Origin of the sequence: Flavobacterium myungsuense, assembly GCF_042677265.1 — a bacterium.
Classification (GTDB): domain Bacteria; phylum Bacteroidota; class Bacteroidia; order Flavobacteriales; family Flavobacteriaceae; genus Flavobacterium; species Flavobacterium myungsuense.
Genome location: NZ_JBHTIZ010000005.1, coordinates 476,498 through 491,612 on the forward strand (window position 1 = coordinate 476,498; position 15,115 = coordinate 491,612).

Genomic DNA, 15,115 nt, shown 5'->3' on the forward strand with positions numbered 1-15,115 from the left:
TAAGAAAATTGTAATGAATTTTACAGTATCTAATAAGTAAATAAATGGTTGTTTATTTTCGATTACTCCATGAGAGTTTTAGTTTTGCGATGAATGCGCTTCGCACCAATAAATTGCGGACAATCCTTTCGTTATTGGGAGTAACTATTGGAATTTTTTCTATTATTGCCGTTCTAGCTGCTGTAGATTCGTTAGACAGAAAAATCAAGAAAGATTTGAGTACTCTTGATAAGAACACTATTTATTTAATGAAATTTTCTTTTGGTCCAACAGAAATCCCGCAATGGAAAAGAGAACAGTTCCCTAATGTGACTTATGAAGAATACCAGTATTTAAAAAGTTCGATGAATGGCGCCGAAAATTTGTGCTACCAATTATTTACAAAGCCAGAAAATATAAAGTTCGAATCGAAAACGGTAAGTGATTTGAATGTGGTTCCAGTTTCATCTGAATTTGATGATATTCAGAAGTTGGATTTTAAAGAAGGACGTTTTTATAATGAATCGGAATCGAACTCAGGAGCAGCTTTAATTGTTCTTGGTTATGATGTTGCTCAAAATTTATTCGAGAATTATGAAGCAATAGGACAAAAGGTTCGATTGTATGGTCAAAATTTTACGGTTATAGGAGTTTTAAAAAAGCAAGGAGCAGGGCTTTTTGGAGACAGTAATGATACTTCGGTTTTTTTACCTTCTAATTTTTTAAGAAGAATGTACGGAGATAATGCCGATTTTTTGACACCCGTAATTATTTTGAAACCCATAAAAGGAATTGACATCGCTGCTTTTAAAGCTGAATTAACCCAAAAACTAAGAAATTATAGAGGCGTAAAAACGGGAGATATCGACAATTTTTTTATTAATGTACTATCAGGATTTACCGATTTTCTTGACAGTATCATTAGTCAAATGAATCTTGTGGGGTGGATAATTGCTGGTTTCTCACTTCTTGTAGGCGGTTTTGGAATTGCCAATATTATGTTTGTTTCTGTAAAAGAACGCACCAATCTCATAGGTATTCAGAAATCATTAGGTGCTAAAAATAAATTCATCTTAATGCAGTTTTTATTTGAAGCCGTTATACTATCCGTAATTGGCGGCATAATTGGATTGTTTTTAGTTTGGATTATTTCGATTGTTTTGACAAAGGCATTAGATTTTGATTTCTTTCTTGGTACTGGTAATATTCTTCTCGGAACAGGTTTAGCCGCAGTTATTGGATTAATTTCGGGTATTTTACCAGCCATTTCGGCATCACGATTAGATCCTGTAGAGGCGATAAGAACCGGGATTTAGCTTCGTAATCAACTTTAAAAAGTATTAATTTTTCTAGTATACCGTAAATATTAATATTAATTTTTCTGTTATACTAGTAAAAAAAGTATTAATTTTTCCGTTAATATTCATTTTTTTTATATCTTTGCTTCATTATGTATCAAAGATTACAAATACAAACATTGACCCAATGGCTTTTTAAAGACAAAGTCCTTGTGCTTATTGGCGCTCGACAAGTAGGCAAATCTACCTTATTGAAAGAGATGTTGCAACAATTGCCTTATCCGTTTTTGAGTTTAAACGGAGAAGAGTCTCATATAAAAAAAATGTTTGAAGAACCCACAGTCGAAAAATTAAGTCAAATTGTTGGCGACAACAAAATTGTACTGATAGACGAAGCCCAACAAATTAAAAACATTGGACTTTGTTTGAAAATGCTTTTTGACAACATCAAAGACGTTCAGTTTATTGCCAGCGGTTCTTCTGCTTTAGAAATAGCCGACGAAATTTTTGAACCCTTAACTGGAAGGCATTTTCTATTTCATTTGTATCCGTTGAGTATGGAAGAAATATACACCAAAAAAGGTTTTCTAAAGTTTACTGAAAACTTAAATTGGCATCTAGTGCACGGGATGTATCCCGATGTTTTAAACCATAAAGGCCACGCTAAAAAATACCTAAAAAGCATTGCTAATCAATATCTCTATAAAGATGTTTTGGCATGGAAAGACATTAGAAAACCGGATCTGTTAAATAAGTTATTGCAACTTTTAGCGCATCAAATAGGCAATGAAGTTTCTCTAAATGAATTAGCAAGCCAACTAAAAGTTAAATCAGAAACAGTAGATAATTACATCGATTTGCTAGAAAAATCGTTTGTTTTGTTTCGTCTAAAAAGTTACGCCACTAACGAAAGAAAAGAAGTGACTAAAATGCGAAAAGTTTATTTTTATGATTTGGGAATTCGCAATGCCATTATTGATAATTTTTCACCCATAGAATTGCGAAATGATGTGGGAGCTTTATGGGAAAACTTTGTGGTCATGGAAATCATTAAAGCTAACGAATATGCCCAAAAAGAGTATAATTATTATTTTTGGAGAACCTTGCAGCAGCAAGAAGTTGATTTTATTGTTCAGGACGAACAACAAATCACGGCTTACGAAATGAAGTGGGGCAACAAAGGAAAAATATCCAAAGCGTTTACCAACAGTTATCCCAATGCAAAAACGCAACTTATATCGCCTGACAATTTTTTTGAGAAAATAATTGTAAAAGAGAATGCTTTGTAAAAACCAAAAATTTAATTGTATCAATTTTTTTAAAAGCATTAGATTTTGATGCCTTTTTCTTTGTCAGAAATATCCTTTATGGAACAGGTTTATTCGTTACAATAGGTTTTGTTTCGGGCATTTTACCAGCCATTTCAGCATCACGATTAGATCCTATAGAGGCTATTAGAACGGGGATTTAATTGTTATTTTAAAAAAAATCCTGATTGCTCAGGATTTCTATTTATCTAATTTCATTATTTTGTATCAAATCGAGATACAAATTAATTTTATCTTTTAGCTCTTTTCTAGGAGTTATAAAATCTAAGAATCCGTGATCTAAAACAAATTCTGCTGTTTGAAAACCATCGGGCAAATCTTTACCAGTAGTGTCTTTTACCACTCTAGGACCAGCAAACCCAATTAAGGCACCAGGTTCAGATATGTTTACGTCACCCAGCATGGCATAAGAAGCAGTTGTTCCTCCAGTGGTTGGGTCAGTACATAATGAAATGTAAGGAATTTTGGCTTCAGCTAGTTGCGCTAATTTAGCTGCTGTTTTGGCTAATTGCATTAAAGAATAGGCTGCTTCCATCATTCTAGCACCACCTGATTTTGAAATCATTAAAAAAGGAACTTTGTTTTTGATTGAATAATCTATTGCACGAGCAATTTTTTCTCCAACAACTGCTCCAACAGAACCTCCTATAAAAGCAAAATCCATACAACAAATCACTAAATCTTTTCCTTTAGATTTTCCAATTCCAGTGCGAACGGCATCTTTAAGGTTTGTTTTTGACATAGCGTCTTTTAAACGATCAGCATACTTTTTAGTATCTTCAAAATGCAGTGGGTCTTTAGATTGTAGGTTTTTGTCTAGTTCTTTAAACTCATTGTTATCAAACAAAATTTCAAAATATTCAGAACTTCCAATACGTACATGAAAATCATCTTCAGGACTTACCCAAAGATTTCGTGCCAATTCATCAGCATCTATTATTTTTCCGGTAGGAGATTTATACCACAATCCTTTTGGCACATCTCTTTTGTCTTCGGTTGCTGTTGTAATTCCTTTTTCTGTTCGTTTAAACCAAGCCATAGTATTAATGGATAATGGATAATTGACAACTAAAAATTAGTAGTTGTCAATTATCAATTGTTAATTACAAAGTGTTTACGTTGTTTAAATCAGCGAATGCTTCTTCTAATCTTTTGATAAAAGTTACTTCACCTTCACGAATCCATTTTCTTGGATCATAATGTTTTTTGTTTGGAGAATCAGCCCCTTCAGGACTTCCAATTTGAGTTCTTAAATAATCAATTTTATTCACCATATAATCGCGAATTCCTTCTGTAAATGCAAATTGCAAATCAGTATCGATATTCATTTTAATTACTCCGTAAGAAATACCCTCACGGATTTCTTCTACTGTTGAACCAGATCCACCATGAAAAACAAAATCTACTGGATTGTGTCCTGTGTTGAATTTATTTTGTACATAATCTTGAGAATTTTTCAAGATTTTAGGAGTTAATTTGACATTTCCTGGTTTGTAAACACCATGAACGTTTCCAAAAGCTGCTGCAATTGTAAAACGCGGACTTACTTTCATTAATTCTTCGTAAGCATATGCTACTTCTTCTGGCTGAGTGTATAGTTTTGAACTATCAACATCAGAATTGTCTACACCATCTTCTTCACCACCAGTTATTCCTAATTCTATTTCTAGAGTCATTCCCATTTTGCTCATTCTAGCCAAATAGGTTTTACAAATTTCTATATTTTCTTCAATAGGTTCTTCAGATAAGTCAATCATGTGAGAACTAAACAATGGTTTTCCTGTTTCAGCAAAATTTTTCTCTGAAGCATCCAGTAATCCATCTATCCAAGGCAATAATTTTTTAGCACAGTGGTCAGTATGTAAAATTACAGTTGCTCCATAAGCTTCTGCTAAGGTATGAACGTGTTTTGCTCCAGCAATACCTCCAGCAATGGCTGACTTTTCATTAGCATTTGACAATCCTTTTCCGGCATTAAATTGTGCGCCACCATTAGAAAACTGAATAATTACTGGTGCATTTAGTTTTGCAGCAGTTTCTAATACTCCGTTTATCGTACTTGAACCAATTACGTTTACTGCAGGAAGTGCAAAACCTTTTTCTTTTGCATAATTGAAAATTTCTTGAACTTGGTCGCCTGTTGCAACACCAGGTTTAATGTTGTGTGCCATTGTGTTTGTTTTTTTAGTTTACAGATTAAGTGCGCAAAAATAATAATTTATAAATTTAGAAAGGATAATTTATTCCAATATTTAGTACAGAGTTACTAAAATTATAATCTCTAAACCATTTTTTGTTGGATTCTTCGGAAGGAATATAGGTTTTAAAGCCAAGATCTAATCGAACTACAAAAAAATTGAAGTCGTATCTAAAACCAAATCCTGAACCGACAGCCGTGTCTTTAAGCGAATTTAGTCCGCTAAACACTGCCTTTTCATCTGTAACATTGTCTAATACGTTCCAAATATTTCCAGCATCTACAAATAGTGCTCCGTTTAATTGCCCAAAGAAATTAAATCTAAACTCAGCACTCATTGCTATTTTTAAATTAGCTTCATTAAAATCGTTAAAAGCCGCTACTCTTCCGGGGCCTAAAGAGTACGATTGCCATGCTCTGTTGTCATTTGATCCGCCTGCAAAATAACTTCGAGAAAAAGGAATACTATTTGAGTTTCCGTAGGGAATTGCAATTCCAACAAAACTTCTAAAAGCTACAATTTTTTTGCGGTTTAAATCCCAATGTTTAATAAATTCTAATTCGTTTTTAATGTATTGTGAATATTCAACTTCAAAAATAGTATTACTGCCATCTTGATTGTTTAATTGTTTAGAAGCTCTGGCCATAAGTGATAAAAAGTTTCCAGCAGACTCAACCTTTGTTTTAAAGCTGTAGAAATTTTCATCATTAAAATCGGTTTTTGTTGTTTTTGTATACGTAAAATTTGATGCGAAAATCAAGTTGTTTTCCGTTAGTCTTATTTTTCGTTCGTTTATGCTGTTTACAATTTTTCTATCGACATCATTTAAAATAATTGTTGGATTATTTCCTAAAGAACTAGTAAGAAATTCGTTTGTTTTACTATCAATAATTAAATTATTCTTTTCATCAAAAAAATCAGAATCCGTTGGGAGGTTTTCTCTGGCAATAGTATTTAAAGTGTTGTATGAAGAACTGTAAACTCTAAAATAATTACCAAGATTTATGTTTTTTACAAACTGAATATTCAATAAGTCAAAACGGGCAAGTATATTTCTTTTAGGAGTCCAGTTATAAGACAATGTGCTTGTAAAATTTTCTTTATCTAAACCAATATTTCTTTGTTTTGCATATCCCACATTAAAAGTTGTAGTAGGAATCATGCTTTTTGGTATAATTTTATCAGTGTTAAAAAACATAAAAATTCTAGGAAAATTTAATTTCATATCAACCCCGTATTCAAATACATTAAAAAAACTATCACTAGGATTTGCTAGGTCTTTTGAGTTGCCTATGTTTCCTCTACCAGCAATATCTAGCGTTTCGGCTCCATTGAATATATTTCTAATAGATACAGAAGTGGTCGCTACAATACCAAAATCTTGAATGTTTGAATGCGTGAAATCTAACGATGTCCCGAAACTAAATTTTTTACGTGGAGTTAGGTAAATATTTGCAATTAGAGCACTTTGGGTGCTGTCTTTTGGGTCGAAATCGTATTGAATAGTAGGGTAATTAAATACTTTTAAATTACTAAAATACCGTGAAGTTAAATTGGTTTTAATATCGGAATAAAGGCTTCCTTTGGTAATAAATACCGCATCTGAGATTGCTTTTGGTTTATATTTCAATTCCCCTTTGCTAAATACATTAAAGTTATTGTAGGTTATTTTTGTTGTATCTTTTTTTTCTGATTTTGTTTTACTGGCTTTGTAATCGGTATAAATATTAACTTCACTTATTTTATAAGCTTTAAATGGTTTTGTTTTAGTGGAATCTCCCTCTCTGTAGGAATAGTCATTAATTTTAAGTTCAATGCCGACTTTGTTTTTTTTGTTAATGGTGTCATACTCAAAATTAATATAGTTTTGTTGAAAAAGATAAATACCATTATTTCTAAAATGACTTGTGATTCTGTCTATTTCGCCTTTAAAATCTTCAGATTTAAATTGATTTCCTGTTTTAATTAATGAACTTGTTTTTTTAGAATTGTATAACGAATCTAATTCTGGAGACAAGATTTTAGTTTGTAACGAGTCAATAAAAAAAGCATTTCCTGTATTTACAGTATATTTAATTTTTGCCTTTTTAGCGCTAATAGAATCTATTTCATACTTGGTTTTAGTATTAAAAAAACCATTGTTAAAATAGTATGATTTTAATAAAGCAGTTGATTTTTTAGTGCTTTTTTCATCTATAATAACTGGAGCTTCCCCTGATTTCATTAGAAATTCATGAATTCCAGCATACCAAAAAGATTCTCCCAAACGATTTACTTGTTTAGCAGACAACCATTTTGATTTACGTTTGTATTTTTCAGGATTTGCAATAAATTTAGCTTTATAAATAGAATCGTGTTTTGGTTTTGCTAGATTATATAAGTTTAAACGAAAGTGATATCCTAAAATGTCACTATTTGGTTTTTGATAAAGCTGATTGTGAATGAGTTCTCTTTTCTCTTTCTTAGTATTGACTTGAATTTCGTTTTTAGTTAATAGTTTTTTACCGTTAGGCACTTTTTTTTCTGAGGCACAACCAGATATAAGTATTCCAATTAAAATAAATAATGATATTTTTGTAATGGTGTTTCTCAAGGGTTGTGAAATATTTAATTCAAAAGTACATTATTTCTATGGTTAGTAAAAACCAAATAAAATTAATAACGAGTTTGCAACAAAAAAAATACCGTAATATCGAAAAATTATTTATTGCCGAAGGGACAAAAGTAATTCAAGAATTGTTGCAATCCAATTTCGAATTAGAACATTTATACACAACTAAAGAAGATTTTAATGAGATTACTTCGGCAAACAGAACTATTGTATCTGAAAGTGATTTAAAAAAAATCTCTGCATTATCATCTATAAATACGTGTTTAGGAGTTTTTAGAGTCCCTGAGTCTAAAACCACTCAAAAAGAAGGATTACTTGTTGCATTAGATGATATTCGTGATCCAGGAAACATGGGAACTATACTAAGATTGTGTGATTGGTTTGGTGTTAAAGAGGTGGTTTGTTCAAAAACTACGGTAGATATTTACAATCCAAAAGTGATACAGGCAACAATGGGTTCTATCTCTAGAGTAAATGTAAATTATGTAGATTTGAATTCGTTTTTAGAAAACACTACATTGCCCGTTTTTGGAACTTTTATGGATGGTAAAAACATTTACAACCAAAAACTTCCTAAAGAAGGTATAATTGTTATGGGAAATGAAGCTAATGGGATTTCTTCAACTATTGAAAAAATAGTATCCGATCGATTATCAATTCCCAGATTTGGTAGTTTGCAGCAAACCGAAAGCTTAAATGTAGCGACAGCAACAGCAATTGTTTTAAGTGAATTTAAACGAAATTGTTAAATTTTAATGAAAAGTAAAGTTTACTAAAAAAGCCCGAGTTTTCATCGATTGAATGTTTCCCGTCCATGGACTATTCGGGTCATTATCTCTAATTAATTCATCGTTTAATCCAAAGACACCACGAATAGAAGGTGAAAATTTAAAATATTCTAAATATAGATCTACTCCAAAACCAATTTCATAATTCCTAGTCCATTTTTTAACTCTAAAACGTTGCTGAAAATTATCATCTAATGATTGCGAATTGCTAGATAAATTTAATGTCGAGGATAATCCTCCTACTAGATAAGGTCTCACATTACCGGTTCTTAAAGAAGAGAATTTTAATAATAATGGTAAATGGATATAAGTTGCGCCTACAGGTCTTAAAGCGTCTATCGGTTTTGTTTGATTGGCAAAAGTTAAATCTCTTTGGGTGTAATACAAACCAGGTTCAAAACGCAGATTTAAATATTCAAAAAGGCGTAAATCACCTATTAAGCCAACATTAAAACCGGTTGTAGTTTTGACTAAAACATCGGGAGCAACATTTTTATATTCAAATTTAAAATCATAAGAATTAAATCCTAAAAAATAGCCCCAATATACTCTTTGCTTGTCAAAATTTTCATTATTAATAATAGGGTCTTTACTAAAAACACCGCCAGGAAACTGGGAATATCCTTTCGTAAAAACGAATATTAAAATAACAATAATAATTTTTTTCATATTTAACTCGAACTGTTTTTCAGTATTATTTCTTGGAAGCGGAATAAATGGTTGCTACACCAAATGTTTGTGGCTTATCTACAACATTAATAAACCCAATTTTTCTCAAAATATTGTTTAAAGCTTCTCCAAAAGGAAAAACTGAAGCCGATTCCGATAAATAATCATAAGCTGCATCGTCTTTTGAAAATAGTTTTCCTATTAGAGGTAATATGTATTTGGTATAAAAAACATATCCTTGCTTGAATGGAAATTTTGTAGGATTTGAAGTTTCTAAAATAACAAATACGCCATTTGGTTTTAAAACACGTAAAATTTCGGCTAATCCTTTTTCAAGATTTTCAAAGTTTCGAACTCCAAAAGCCACAGTAATAGCATCAAAAGTATGATCTTCAAAAGGCATTTTTTCTGAATCGCCAATTACCATATCAATTTTATTAGTAAGATTTTTAAAAGCTATTTTTTTAATACCCACTTCCAACATTCCTGGTGAAATATCTAAACCAATAATTTTTTCGGCATTTGTTTTCGCCATTAATATGGCCAAGTCACCAGTTCCTGTAGCAATATCAAGAATAGTTTTAGGATTTGATTGCGCCACTATTTGTAGCACTTTTTTTCTCCACTTTACATCAATACCAAATGAAATTACACGATTTAAACCGTCATAATTTTCAGAAATAGTATCAAACATTTGAGCAACTTGTTCTTTTTTGCTTAATGAAGATTCTTTATAAGGGGTAATGATTTTTGGCATTTTTGTTTTTTGCAAATATAATATAAACTGTACAATCTCTAATTGTGTTTTAAATATATTAACTCATAATGAGAGAGTCTTACGTTATTATTCTTTTTACTCACTAATTTTAGTGAGTAAAAAATCACTAATTATGGGTATTGATGGTCTGATAAATTAATATCAATTTTACTAAGTAATTAATTAACATTTGGAATGTGTTTTCAAGAGATTTCATAAGAGAAATAAAATGGTTAATAGTCGTTATCATTATTTCATTTTTTCTTGTAAAGGTTGTAAATACAACAAGTTTATATGGTGTTAATTTTGAAGTGCAAAAAACGTTCTTTGGTTTAAATTTGTTTTTGGAAATTTTAGTTTTTTCCGCCTTTAGTGCCTTTGTGGTATTTGGTATTAAAGGATTTTTCGAGAGTTATTCTCACAAATATACCAACGTCATTATTTTCTCAACTGGTATTATATTGGCGTTGGTTATATTTATTTTATCCTATATGATGTTGTATTAAAGTTAACCAATTCTTATTTTCTTAAAAAAGTTTGGAAACTAAAATCATATTTATGTTTTTCATCTTTTAGATGAAACTTTTCTTCTACAAGTTTCCATTGTTTTAAATCGATTTCAGGAAAAAAAACGTCGGCTTCAAAATCATTATGTACACGAGTAAGTTCTATTTTCTGGGCAAACGGCAATCCTAAAGTATAAATCTCACCACCGCCTATAATAAAGACATTTTCATTTTTAGGTGAAATGGCTAATGCTTTTTCAATACTGTCAACTATAATGCAACCTTCAGGTTGATACCCTTTTTGTCTTGTAATAACTACGTGAGTTCTATTAGGAAGTGGTTTCGGAAAACTTTCGAATGTTTTTCTTCCCATAATAATATAATGCCCAGAAGTAATTGCTTTAAATCGTTTAAAATCATTTGGTAAATGCCAAATCAAGTCATTGTTTTTTCCCAAAGCATTGTTTTTTGCAGCAGCAGCAATAAGTATGACCATATTATTTTAAATAAAATTGAAATTAGATATGAGATTTCAGATCGCAAATTTACAGTTTAGATTCTAATCTTTTCAAAGTTACCTTTTATAAGTGTTTTTTTGTAATTTTAAACCATAAAAATGTAATATGAAGTTTGTTCTAAATTTATTTTTGTTCTTTATAATGTTTAATGGCTTTTCGCAAGAAAGTAAGTCGCTATCACCTATAATAGCAGTAGATTCGTTGTATCGTGAAGATCAATTTTATTTAGGATTTACCTATAATAGTTTACTTAATAAACCGGATGCTATTTCTCAAAATAAATTTTCTTCAGGAATTGAATTGGGTTTTTTAAGAGACATGCCTATAAATAAAAGTAGAACTTTCGCTATAGCAGCTGGTTTGGGTTTTTCTTACGACCGTTGTTTTCATGATTTATTGATTACAAAAACAGATCAAGTCATTTCATATTCGACTTTAGGTTCAGCAAATAATACTTCAAAAAACAGACAAGATCAGTATTATGTTGATGTTCCTCTAGAATTTAGATGGCGAACTTCTAAGCCAGAGAGTCACGAGTTTTGGAGAATTTATGCTGGAGTAAAATTAAGTTATTTAATACATGACAAATACTCTCATATAGACAATGATTCTAATTATCATATTTCAGGAAATAGCGATTTAAACCAGTTACAATTTAGGACCTATATGGCTTTTGGTTATAATACGTGGAATTTTTATGTAAACTACGGGTTAACTCCTTTCTTTAAGTCTTCTGCAAAAATAAATGGAGAGGCATTAGGTATGCGTACCATAAATTTAGGTTTGATGTTTTATATCCTATAGCCAAAAAAAATATAAAGCAAGTTGTGGAAGTAATCCAACAAAAAAACCAATCGCCAATTCTATATTAGTATGAGCTTTCATTTCTAATCTTGAAGATGCAACAACTCCGTTCATTAAAATCAAAAAGGCAATATAACACATAAAATTTATTTGGTTGTGTAAACTGAGTCCAACAACAAAAGCCGTTAAAGAACTAATACCAATCATATGAATACTAGCTTTTATTTTTCCAAATAGAAAAAGAAGCGTCAGCAAAGTGCTTAAAAGTCCGCCAAAAAAGAAAAAAAACAATTCGGGAATTCGATCTAATGTAATGCTTCTTTGAATTAAAGTATAGATTAAAAAGGCTTGGATAATAAGTGGAATTTTTCGTTGAGACAATTCAGACACCATCATAGAATCAACTTTTCCTATTGCTTTTAAAAGATAAAAAAATGAAATAGGAATGAAAATAGTAATTAGAAGCACTTGAAGCAAAATCAAGTATTTTTGATTAAATTCGAAATAATTAGGAGTAAAAAATAGATAAAAAAATGTTCCGAAAACCGGAATGAATATCGGATGAAAAAGATAGGAAAATAAGGGAAGGATTTTTTTCAATGAAATAAGTTTGTAAATATTAATAGTCCAAAATCCTATGATTTATAACGAAAAAATAAAACAGCTACATTTTTTTTCTCATTCTCGCTACAGGAATATCTAGTTGTTCTCGGTATTTTGCAATGGTTCTTCTAGCAATAGGATAGCCTTTTTCTTTTAAAATTTCAGCCAATTGATCGTCAGGAAGTGGTTTGTGTTTGTCTTCTTCTTCAATTGTATTTTTAAGAATTTTCTTGATTTCTAAGGTAGAAACATCTTCGCCTTGGTCGTTTTTCATGGCTTCTGAGAAAAATTCTTTGATAAGTTTTGTTCCATAAGGCGTTTCAACATATTTGCTATTGGCAACACGAGAAACCGTCGAAATGTCTAACCCAACCATGTCTGCAATGTCTTTTAAAATCATTGGCTTCATCTTGGTTTCGTCTCCTTCAAGGAAGAATTCTTGTTGAAAATGCATTATAGCATTCATCGTAACAAATAAGGTTTCCTGACGCTGTCTTATGGCATCTATAAACCATTTGGCTGAATCTAATTTTTGCTTGATAAATTGCACCGCATCTTTTTGAGCATTCGATTTATCTCGGGAAACTTTATAGGTTTGCATCATCTCCTGATAATCTTTAGATACGTGCAAAGAAGGAGCATTTCTTCCGTTAAGAGTCAACTCTAAATCTCCATCTACAATTCTAATAGCAAAGTCGGGAACTACATTTTCAGTAATTTTATTGTTACCAGTAAAAGAACCTCCCGGTTTTGGATTCAGCTTTTCTATTTCGTGAATGGCTTTTTTGAGTTGCTCATTAGAAACATTGTATTTTTGAAGTAGTTTATCGTAATGTTTTTTGGTAAAAGCATCAAACTGATTTTCGATGATATCGGTGGCTAATGCAATATATTCAGTTGGAGTTTTATGTTTTAATTGTAATAATAAACATTCTTGCAAATCACGAGCGCCAACACCAGAGGGCTCCAGTTCATGAATGACATGAAGCATTTTTTCTACTGTTTTCTCATCAGTATAAATTCCTTGAGTAAATGCCATATCATCTACTATATCAGCAATACTTCTGCGGATATAACCCATGTCGTCAATACTTCCTACAAGAAATTCGGCAATTTCTCGCTCTTCATCATTGAGTATAAAAGTATTTAACTGATTGATTAAATCTTGGTGGAAACTTACAGGAGCTGTCAGCGGAGATTCTCGCTCTTCATCATCATCACTGTAGTTATTAGTTTGGGTTTTATAATCAGGGGTTTCGTCGTTACTTAGATATTCGTCTATGTTAATTTCTTCAGCACCGATGCTTTCATTGTCTTCATAATCATCAAAATCCTCATTGTTATCAAATTCGTCTTTTTCGTATAATTCTTCCTCTTCTTTTCCTGCTTCGAGAGCTGGATTTTCATTCATCTCTTCCTTCAAACGTTGCTCAAAAGCTTGTGTAGGCAACTGTATTAGCTTCATCAACTGTATTTGTTGAGGAGATAATTTTTGTGATAATTTAAGATTTAAGAATTGCTTTAACATAATTGTTTGTGGTTTGTTGTTTATGGTTTATAGTTAACTTTAAACTACAAACTCTAAACTTTAAACATTTTTAAAATTCTGCATTCATTGGTGTTCTAGGAAACGGAATTACATCCCGAATATTAGACATTCCAGTTACAAAAAGCACCAATCTCTCAAATCCTAATCCAAAACCAGAATGAACAGCACTACCGAATCTTCTAGTGTCAAGATACCACCACAATTCTTCTTCGGCAATTCCTAAAGCTTTCATTTTTTCAACCAGAACTTCGTAACGTTCTTCTCTTTGCGAACCGCCAACAATTTCTCCAATTCCAGGGAAAAGGATATCCATAGCTCGAACTGTTTTTCCGTCTTCATTTAAACGCATATAAAATGCTTTTATGTTGGCTGGATAATCAAATAATATTACTGGACATTTAAAGTGTTTTTCTACCAAATAGCGTTCGTGTTCGCTTTGTAAATCGGCTCCCCATTCGTTAATGATGTAATTGAATTTTTTCTTTTTGTTTGGAGTTGAATCTCTTAAAATATCAATTGCTTCTGTGTAAGAAACACGTTTGAAATTAGTTGATAAAACAAAATTTAGCTTCTCTAACAAGGTCATTTCGCTACGTTCTGCTTGTGGTTTCGACTTTTCTTCTTCGGTTAAACGACTGTCTAAAAATTTCAAATCGTCTGAGCATTTATCCAACGTATATTTAATAACGTATTGAATAAAGTCTTCTGCCAAATCCATATTGTCATTTAAATCATTGAAAGCAACTTCGGGTTCAATCATCCAAAATTCAGCTAAATGACGAGAAGTATTTGAGTTTTCTGCACGAAAAGTAGGCCCGAAAGTATAAATCTGACCCAATGCCATGGCAAAAGTTTCACCTTCTAACTGACCTGAAACCGTTAAATTGGTTTCTTTTCCAAAAAAATCTTTTTTATAATCTACTTTTCCTTCCTCGGTTCTTGGCGTGTTTTCAAATGGTAAAGCAGTTACTTTAAACATTTCTCCCGCACCTTCAGCGTCAGAGCCGGTTATGATAGGCGTGTTTACATATACAAATCCTTTTTGTTGAAAATAGTTATGTACTGCAAATGACAAAACCGACCGCACTCTCATAATTGCTCCAAAGGCATTGGTGCGTACTCGTAAATGCGCATTTTCACGTAAAAATTCTAAGGAATGTTTTTTGGGTTGCATTGGAAATTTCTCAGCATCTGAATCGCCTAGAATTTCTAATGTAGCTACTTGAATTTCATATTTTTGTCCTGCACCTTTACTTTCAATCAATTCACCAGTTACTGATATAGCGGCTCCTGTTGTAATTCTTTTTAAGGTTTCTTCGGAAGTATTTTCAAAATCGACTACACATTGAATATTATTAATAGTCGAACCATCATTTAAAGCAATAAATTGATTGTTTCTGAAAGTTCTTACCCAGCCTTTTGCATTTACTTCTTGAAGTGTATTTGTGCTGGTTAATAAATCTTTTATTTTTGTATGTTTCATTTGATATAATTATGATGCAAATAT

13 protein-coding genes are annotated in these 15,115 nt (G+C 31.4%); 4 read left to right on the plus strand and 9 right to left on the minus strand.

The features are described 5' to 3' along the window. The first annotated feature begins 44 nt into the window (after nucleotides 1-44). Both ACFQ0S_RS02580 and ACFQ0S_RS02585 read left to right on the plus strand, forming a co-directional pair. A complete protein-coding gene (locus ACFQ0S_RS02580; RefSeq protein ID WP_379752958.1) occupies nucleotides 45-1,295 on the plus strand; it encodes an ABC transporter permease in 1,251 nt (416 codons plus the stop codon). A 134-nt stretch (nucleotides 1,296-1,429) separates the two neighbouring features. Continuing rightward, a complete protein-coding gene (locus ACFQ0S_RS02585; protein WP_379752961.1) occupies nucleotides 1,430-2,566 on the plus strand; it encodes an ATP-binding protein in 1,137 nt (378 codons plus the stop codon). 223 nt (nucleotides 2,567-2,789) lie between these two features. Here the strand turns inward: ACFQ0S_RS02585 and accD are convergent, their stop codons facing one another. The 3 genes from accD to tamL form a co-directional block, all read right to left on the minus strand. Beyond that, the gene (gene accD / locus ACFQ0S_RS02590) at nucleotides 2,790-3,644 is read right to left on the minus strand and encodes an acetyl-CoA carboxylase, carboxyltransferase subunit beta (RefSeq protein ID WP_379752964.1); all 855 of its coding nucleotides are present in this window, start codon (nucleotides 3,642-3,644) and stop codon (nucleotides 2,790-2,792) included. A gap of 64 nt (nucleotides 3,645-3,708) precedes the next feature. Further along, nucleotides 3,709-4,776 carry a class II fructose-bisphosphate aldolase gene (gene fbaA, locus ACFQ0S_RS02595; RefSeq protein WP_379752967.1) on the minus strand — a complete coding sequence of 356 codons (1,068 nt, stop codon included), beginning with the start codon at nucleotides 4,774-4,776 and terminating at the stop codon, nucleotides 3,709-3,711. 55 nt (nucleotides 4,777-4,831) lie between these two features. Next, a complete protein-coding gene (tamL, locus tag ACFQ0S_RS02600) occupies nucleotides 4,832-7,396 on the minus strand; it encodes a translocation and assembly module lipoprotein TamL (RefSeq protein WP_379752970.1) in 2,565 nt (854 codons plus the stop codon). 38 nt (nucleotides 7,397-7,434) lie between these two features. Between tamL and ACFQ0S_RS02605 the strand changes: the two genes are divergently transcribed. Further along, nucleotides 7,435-8,163: an RNA methyltransferase gene (locus tag ACFQ0S_RS02605; RefSeq protein WP_379752972.1), complete on the plus strand. Its 729-nt coding sequence runs from the start codon at nucleotides 7,435-7,437 to the stop codon at nucleotides 8,161-8,163. 3 nt (nucleotides 8,164-8,166) lie between these two features. Here the strand turns inward: ACFQ0S_RS02605 and porT are convergent, their stop codons facing one another. From porT to ACFQ0S_RS02620, 3 genes are all read right to left on the minus strand, one after another. Then, nucleotides 8,167-8,871 carry a type IX secretion/gliding motility protein PorT/SprT gene (porT, locus tag ACFQ0S_RS02610; RefSeq protein WP_379752975.1) on the minus strand — a complete coding sequence of 235 codons (705 nt, stop codon included), beginning with the start codon at nucleotides 8,869-8,871 and terminating at the stop codon, nucleotides 8,167-8,169. A gap of 25 nt (nucleotides 8,872-8,896) precedes the next feature. Continuing rightward, nucleotides 8,897-9,628, minus strand: a complete 732-nt coding sequence (ubiE, locus tag ACFQ0S_RS02615) for a bifunctional demethylmenaquinone methyltransferase/2-methoxy-6-polyprenyl-1,4-benzoquinol methylase UbiE (protein WP_379752978.1) — start codon at nucleotides 9,626-9,628, stop codon at nucleotides 8,897-8,899. A gap of 519 nt (nucleotides 9,629-10,147) precedes the next feature. Continuing rightward, the gene (locus ACFQ0S_RS02620; protein WP_379752981.1) at nucleotides 10,148-10,630 is read right to left on the minus strand and encodes a dihydrofolate reductase; all 483 of its coding nucleotides are present in this window, start codon (nucleotides 10,628-10,630) and stop codon (nucleotides 10,148-10,150) included. A gap of 127 nt (nucleotides 10,631-10,757) precedes the next feature. Here ACFQ0S_RS02620 and ACFQ0S_RS02625 point away from each other — a divergent pair, with 127 nt between their 5' ends. After that, nucleotides 10,758-11,456, plus strand: a complete 699-nt coding sequence (locus tag ACFQ0S_RS02625; RefSeq protein ID WP_379752984.1) for a porin family protein — start codon at nucleotides 10,758-10,760, stop codon at nucleotides 11,454-11,456. Here ACFQ0S_RS02625 and ACFQ0S_RS02630 read toward each other — a convergent pair. From ACFQ0S_RS02630 to asnS, 3 genes are all read right to left on the minus strand, one after another. Continuing rightward, the gene (locus tag ACFQ0S_RS02630) at nucleotides 11,451-12,056 is read right to left on the minus strand and encodes a hypothetical protein (RefSeq protein WP_379752987.1); all 606 of its coding nucleotides are present in this window, start codon (nucleotides 12,054-12,056) and stop codon (nucleotides 11,451-11,453) included. The genes ACFQ0S_RS02625 and ACFQ0S_RS02630 overlap by 6 nt on opposite strands. 64 nt (nucleotides 12,057-12,120) lie before the next feature. Beyond that, complete coding sequence (rpoN, locus tag ACFQ0S_RS02635; RefSeq protein WP_379752990.1) at nucleotides 12,121-13,587, minus strand: RNA polymerase factor sigma-54; 1,467 nt, start codon at nucleotides 13,585-13,587, stop codon at nucleotides 12,121-12,123. A gap of 70 nt (nucleotides 13,588-13,657) precedes the next feature. Then, nucleotides 13,658-15,091: an asparagine--tRNA ligase gene (gene asnS, locus ACFQ0S_RS02640; protein ID WP_379752993.1), complete on the minus strand. Its 1,434-nt coding sequence runs from the start codon at nucleotides 15,089-15,091 to the stop codon at nucleotides 13,658-13,660. Nucleotides 15,092-15,115 lie beyond the last annotated feature (24 nt).

Coding starts and splice junctions, on each gene's coding strand:
- ACFQ0S_RS02585 (WP_379752961.1), top strand. CDS start 1,430: ATGTATCAAAGATTACAAATACAAACATTGACCCAATGGCTTTTTAAA.
- ubiE (WP_379752978.1), bottom strand. CDS start 9,628: ATGCCAAAAATCATTACCCCTTATAAAGAATCTTCATTAAGCAAAAAA.
- accD (WP_379752964.1), bottom strand. CDS start 3,644: ATGGCTTGGTTTAAACGAACAGAAAAAGGAATTACAACAGCAACCGAA.
- rpoN (WP_379752990.1), bottom strand. CDS start 13,587: ATGTTAAAGCAATTCTTAAATCTTAAATTATCACAAAAATTATCTCCT.
- asnS (WP_379752993.1), bottom strand. CDS start 15,091: ATGAAACATACAAAAATAAAAGATTTATTAACCAGCACAAATACACTT.
- ACFQ0S_RS02580 (WP_379752958.1), top strand. CDS start 45: ATGGTTGTTTATTTTCGATTACTCCATGAGAGTTTTAGTTTTGCGATG.
- ACFQ0S_RS02605 (WP_379752972.1), top strand. CDS start 7,435: ATGGTTAGTAAAAACCAAATAAAATTAATAACGAGTTTGCAACAAAAA.
- ACFQ0S_RS02620 (WP_379752981.1), bottom strand. CDS start 10,630: ATGGTCATACTTATTGCTGCTGCTGCAAAAAACAATGCTTTGGGAAAA.
- porT (WP_379752975.1), bottom strand. CDS start 8,871: ATGAAAAAAATTATTATTGTTATTTTAATATTCGTTTTTACGAAAGGA.
- fbaA (WP_379752967.1), bottom strand. CDS start 4,776: ATGGCACACAACATTAAACCTGGTGTTGCAACAGGCGACCAAGTTCAA.
- ACFQ0S_RS02625 (WP_379752984.1), top strand. CDS start 10,758: ATGAAGTTTGTTCTAAATTTATTTTTGTTCTTTATAATGTTTAATGGC.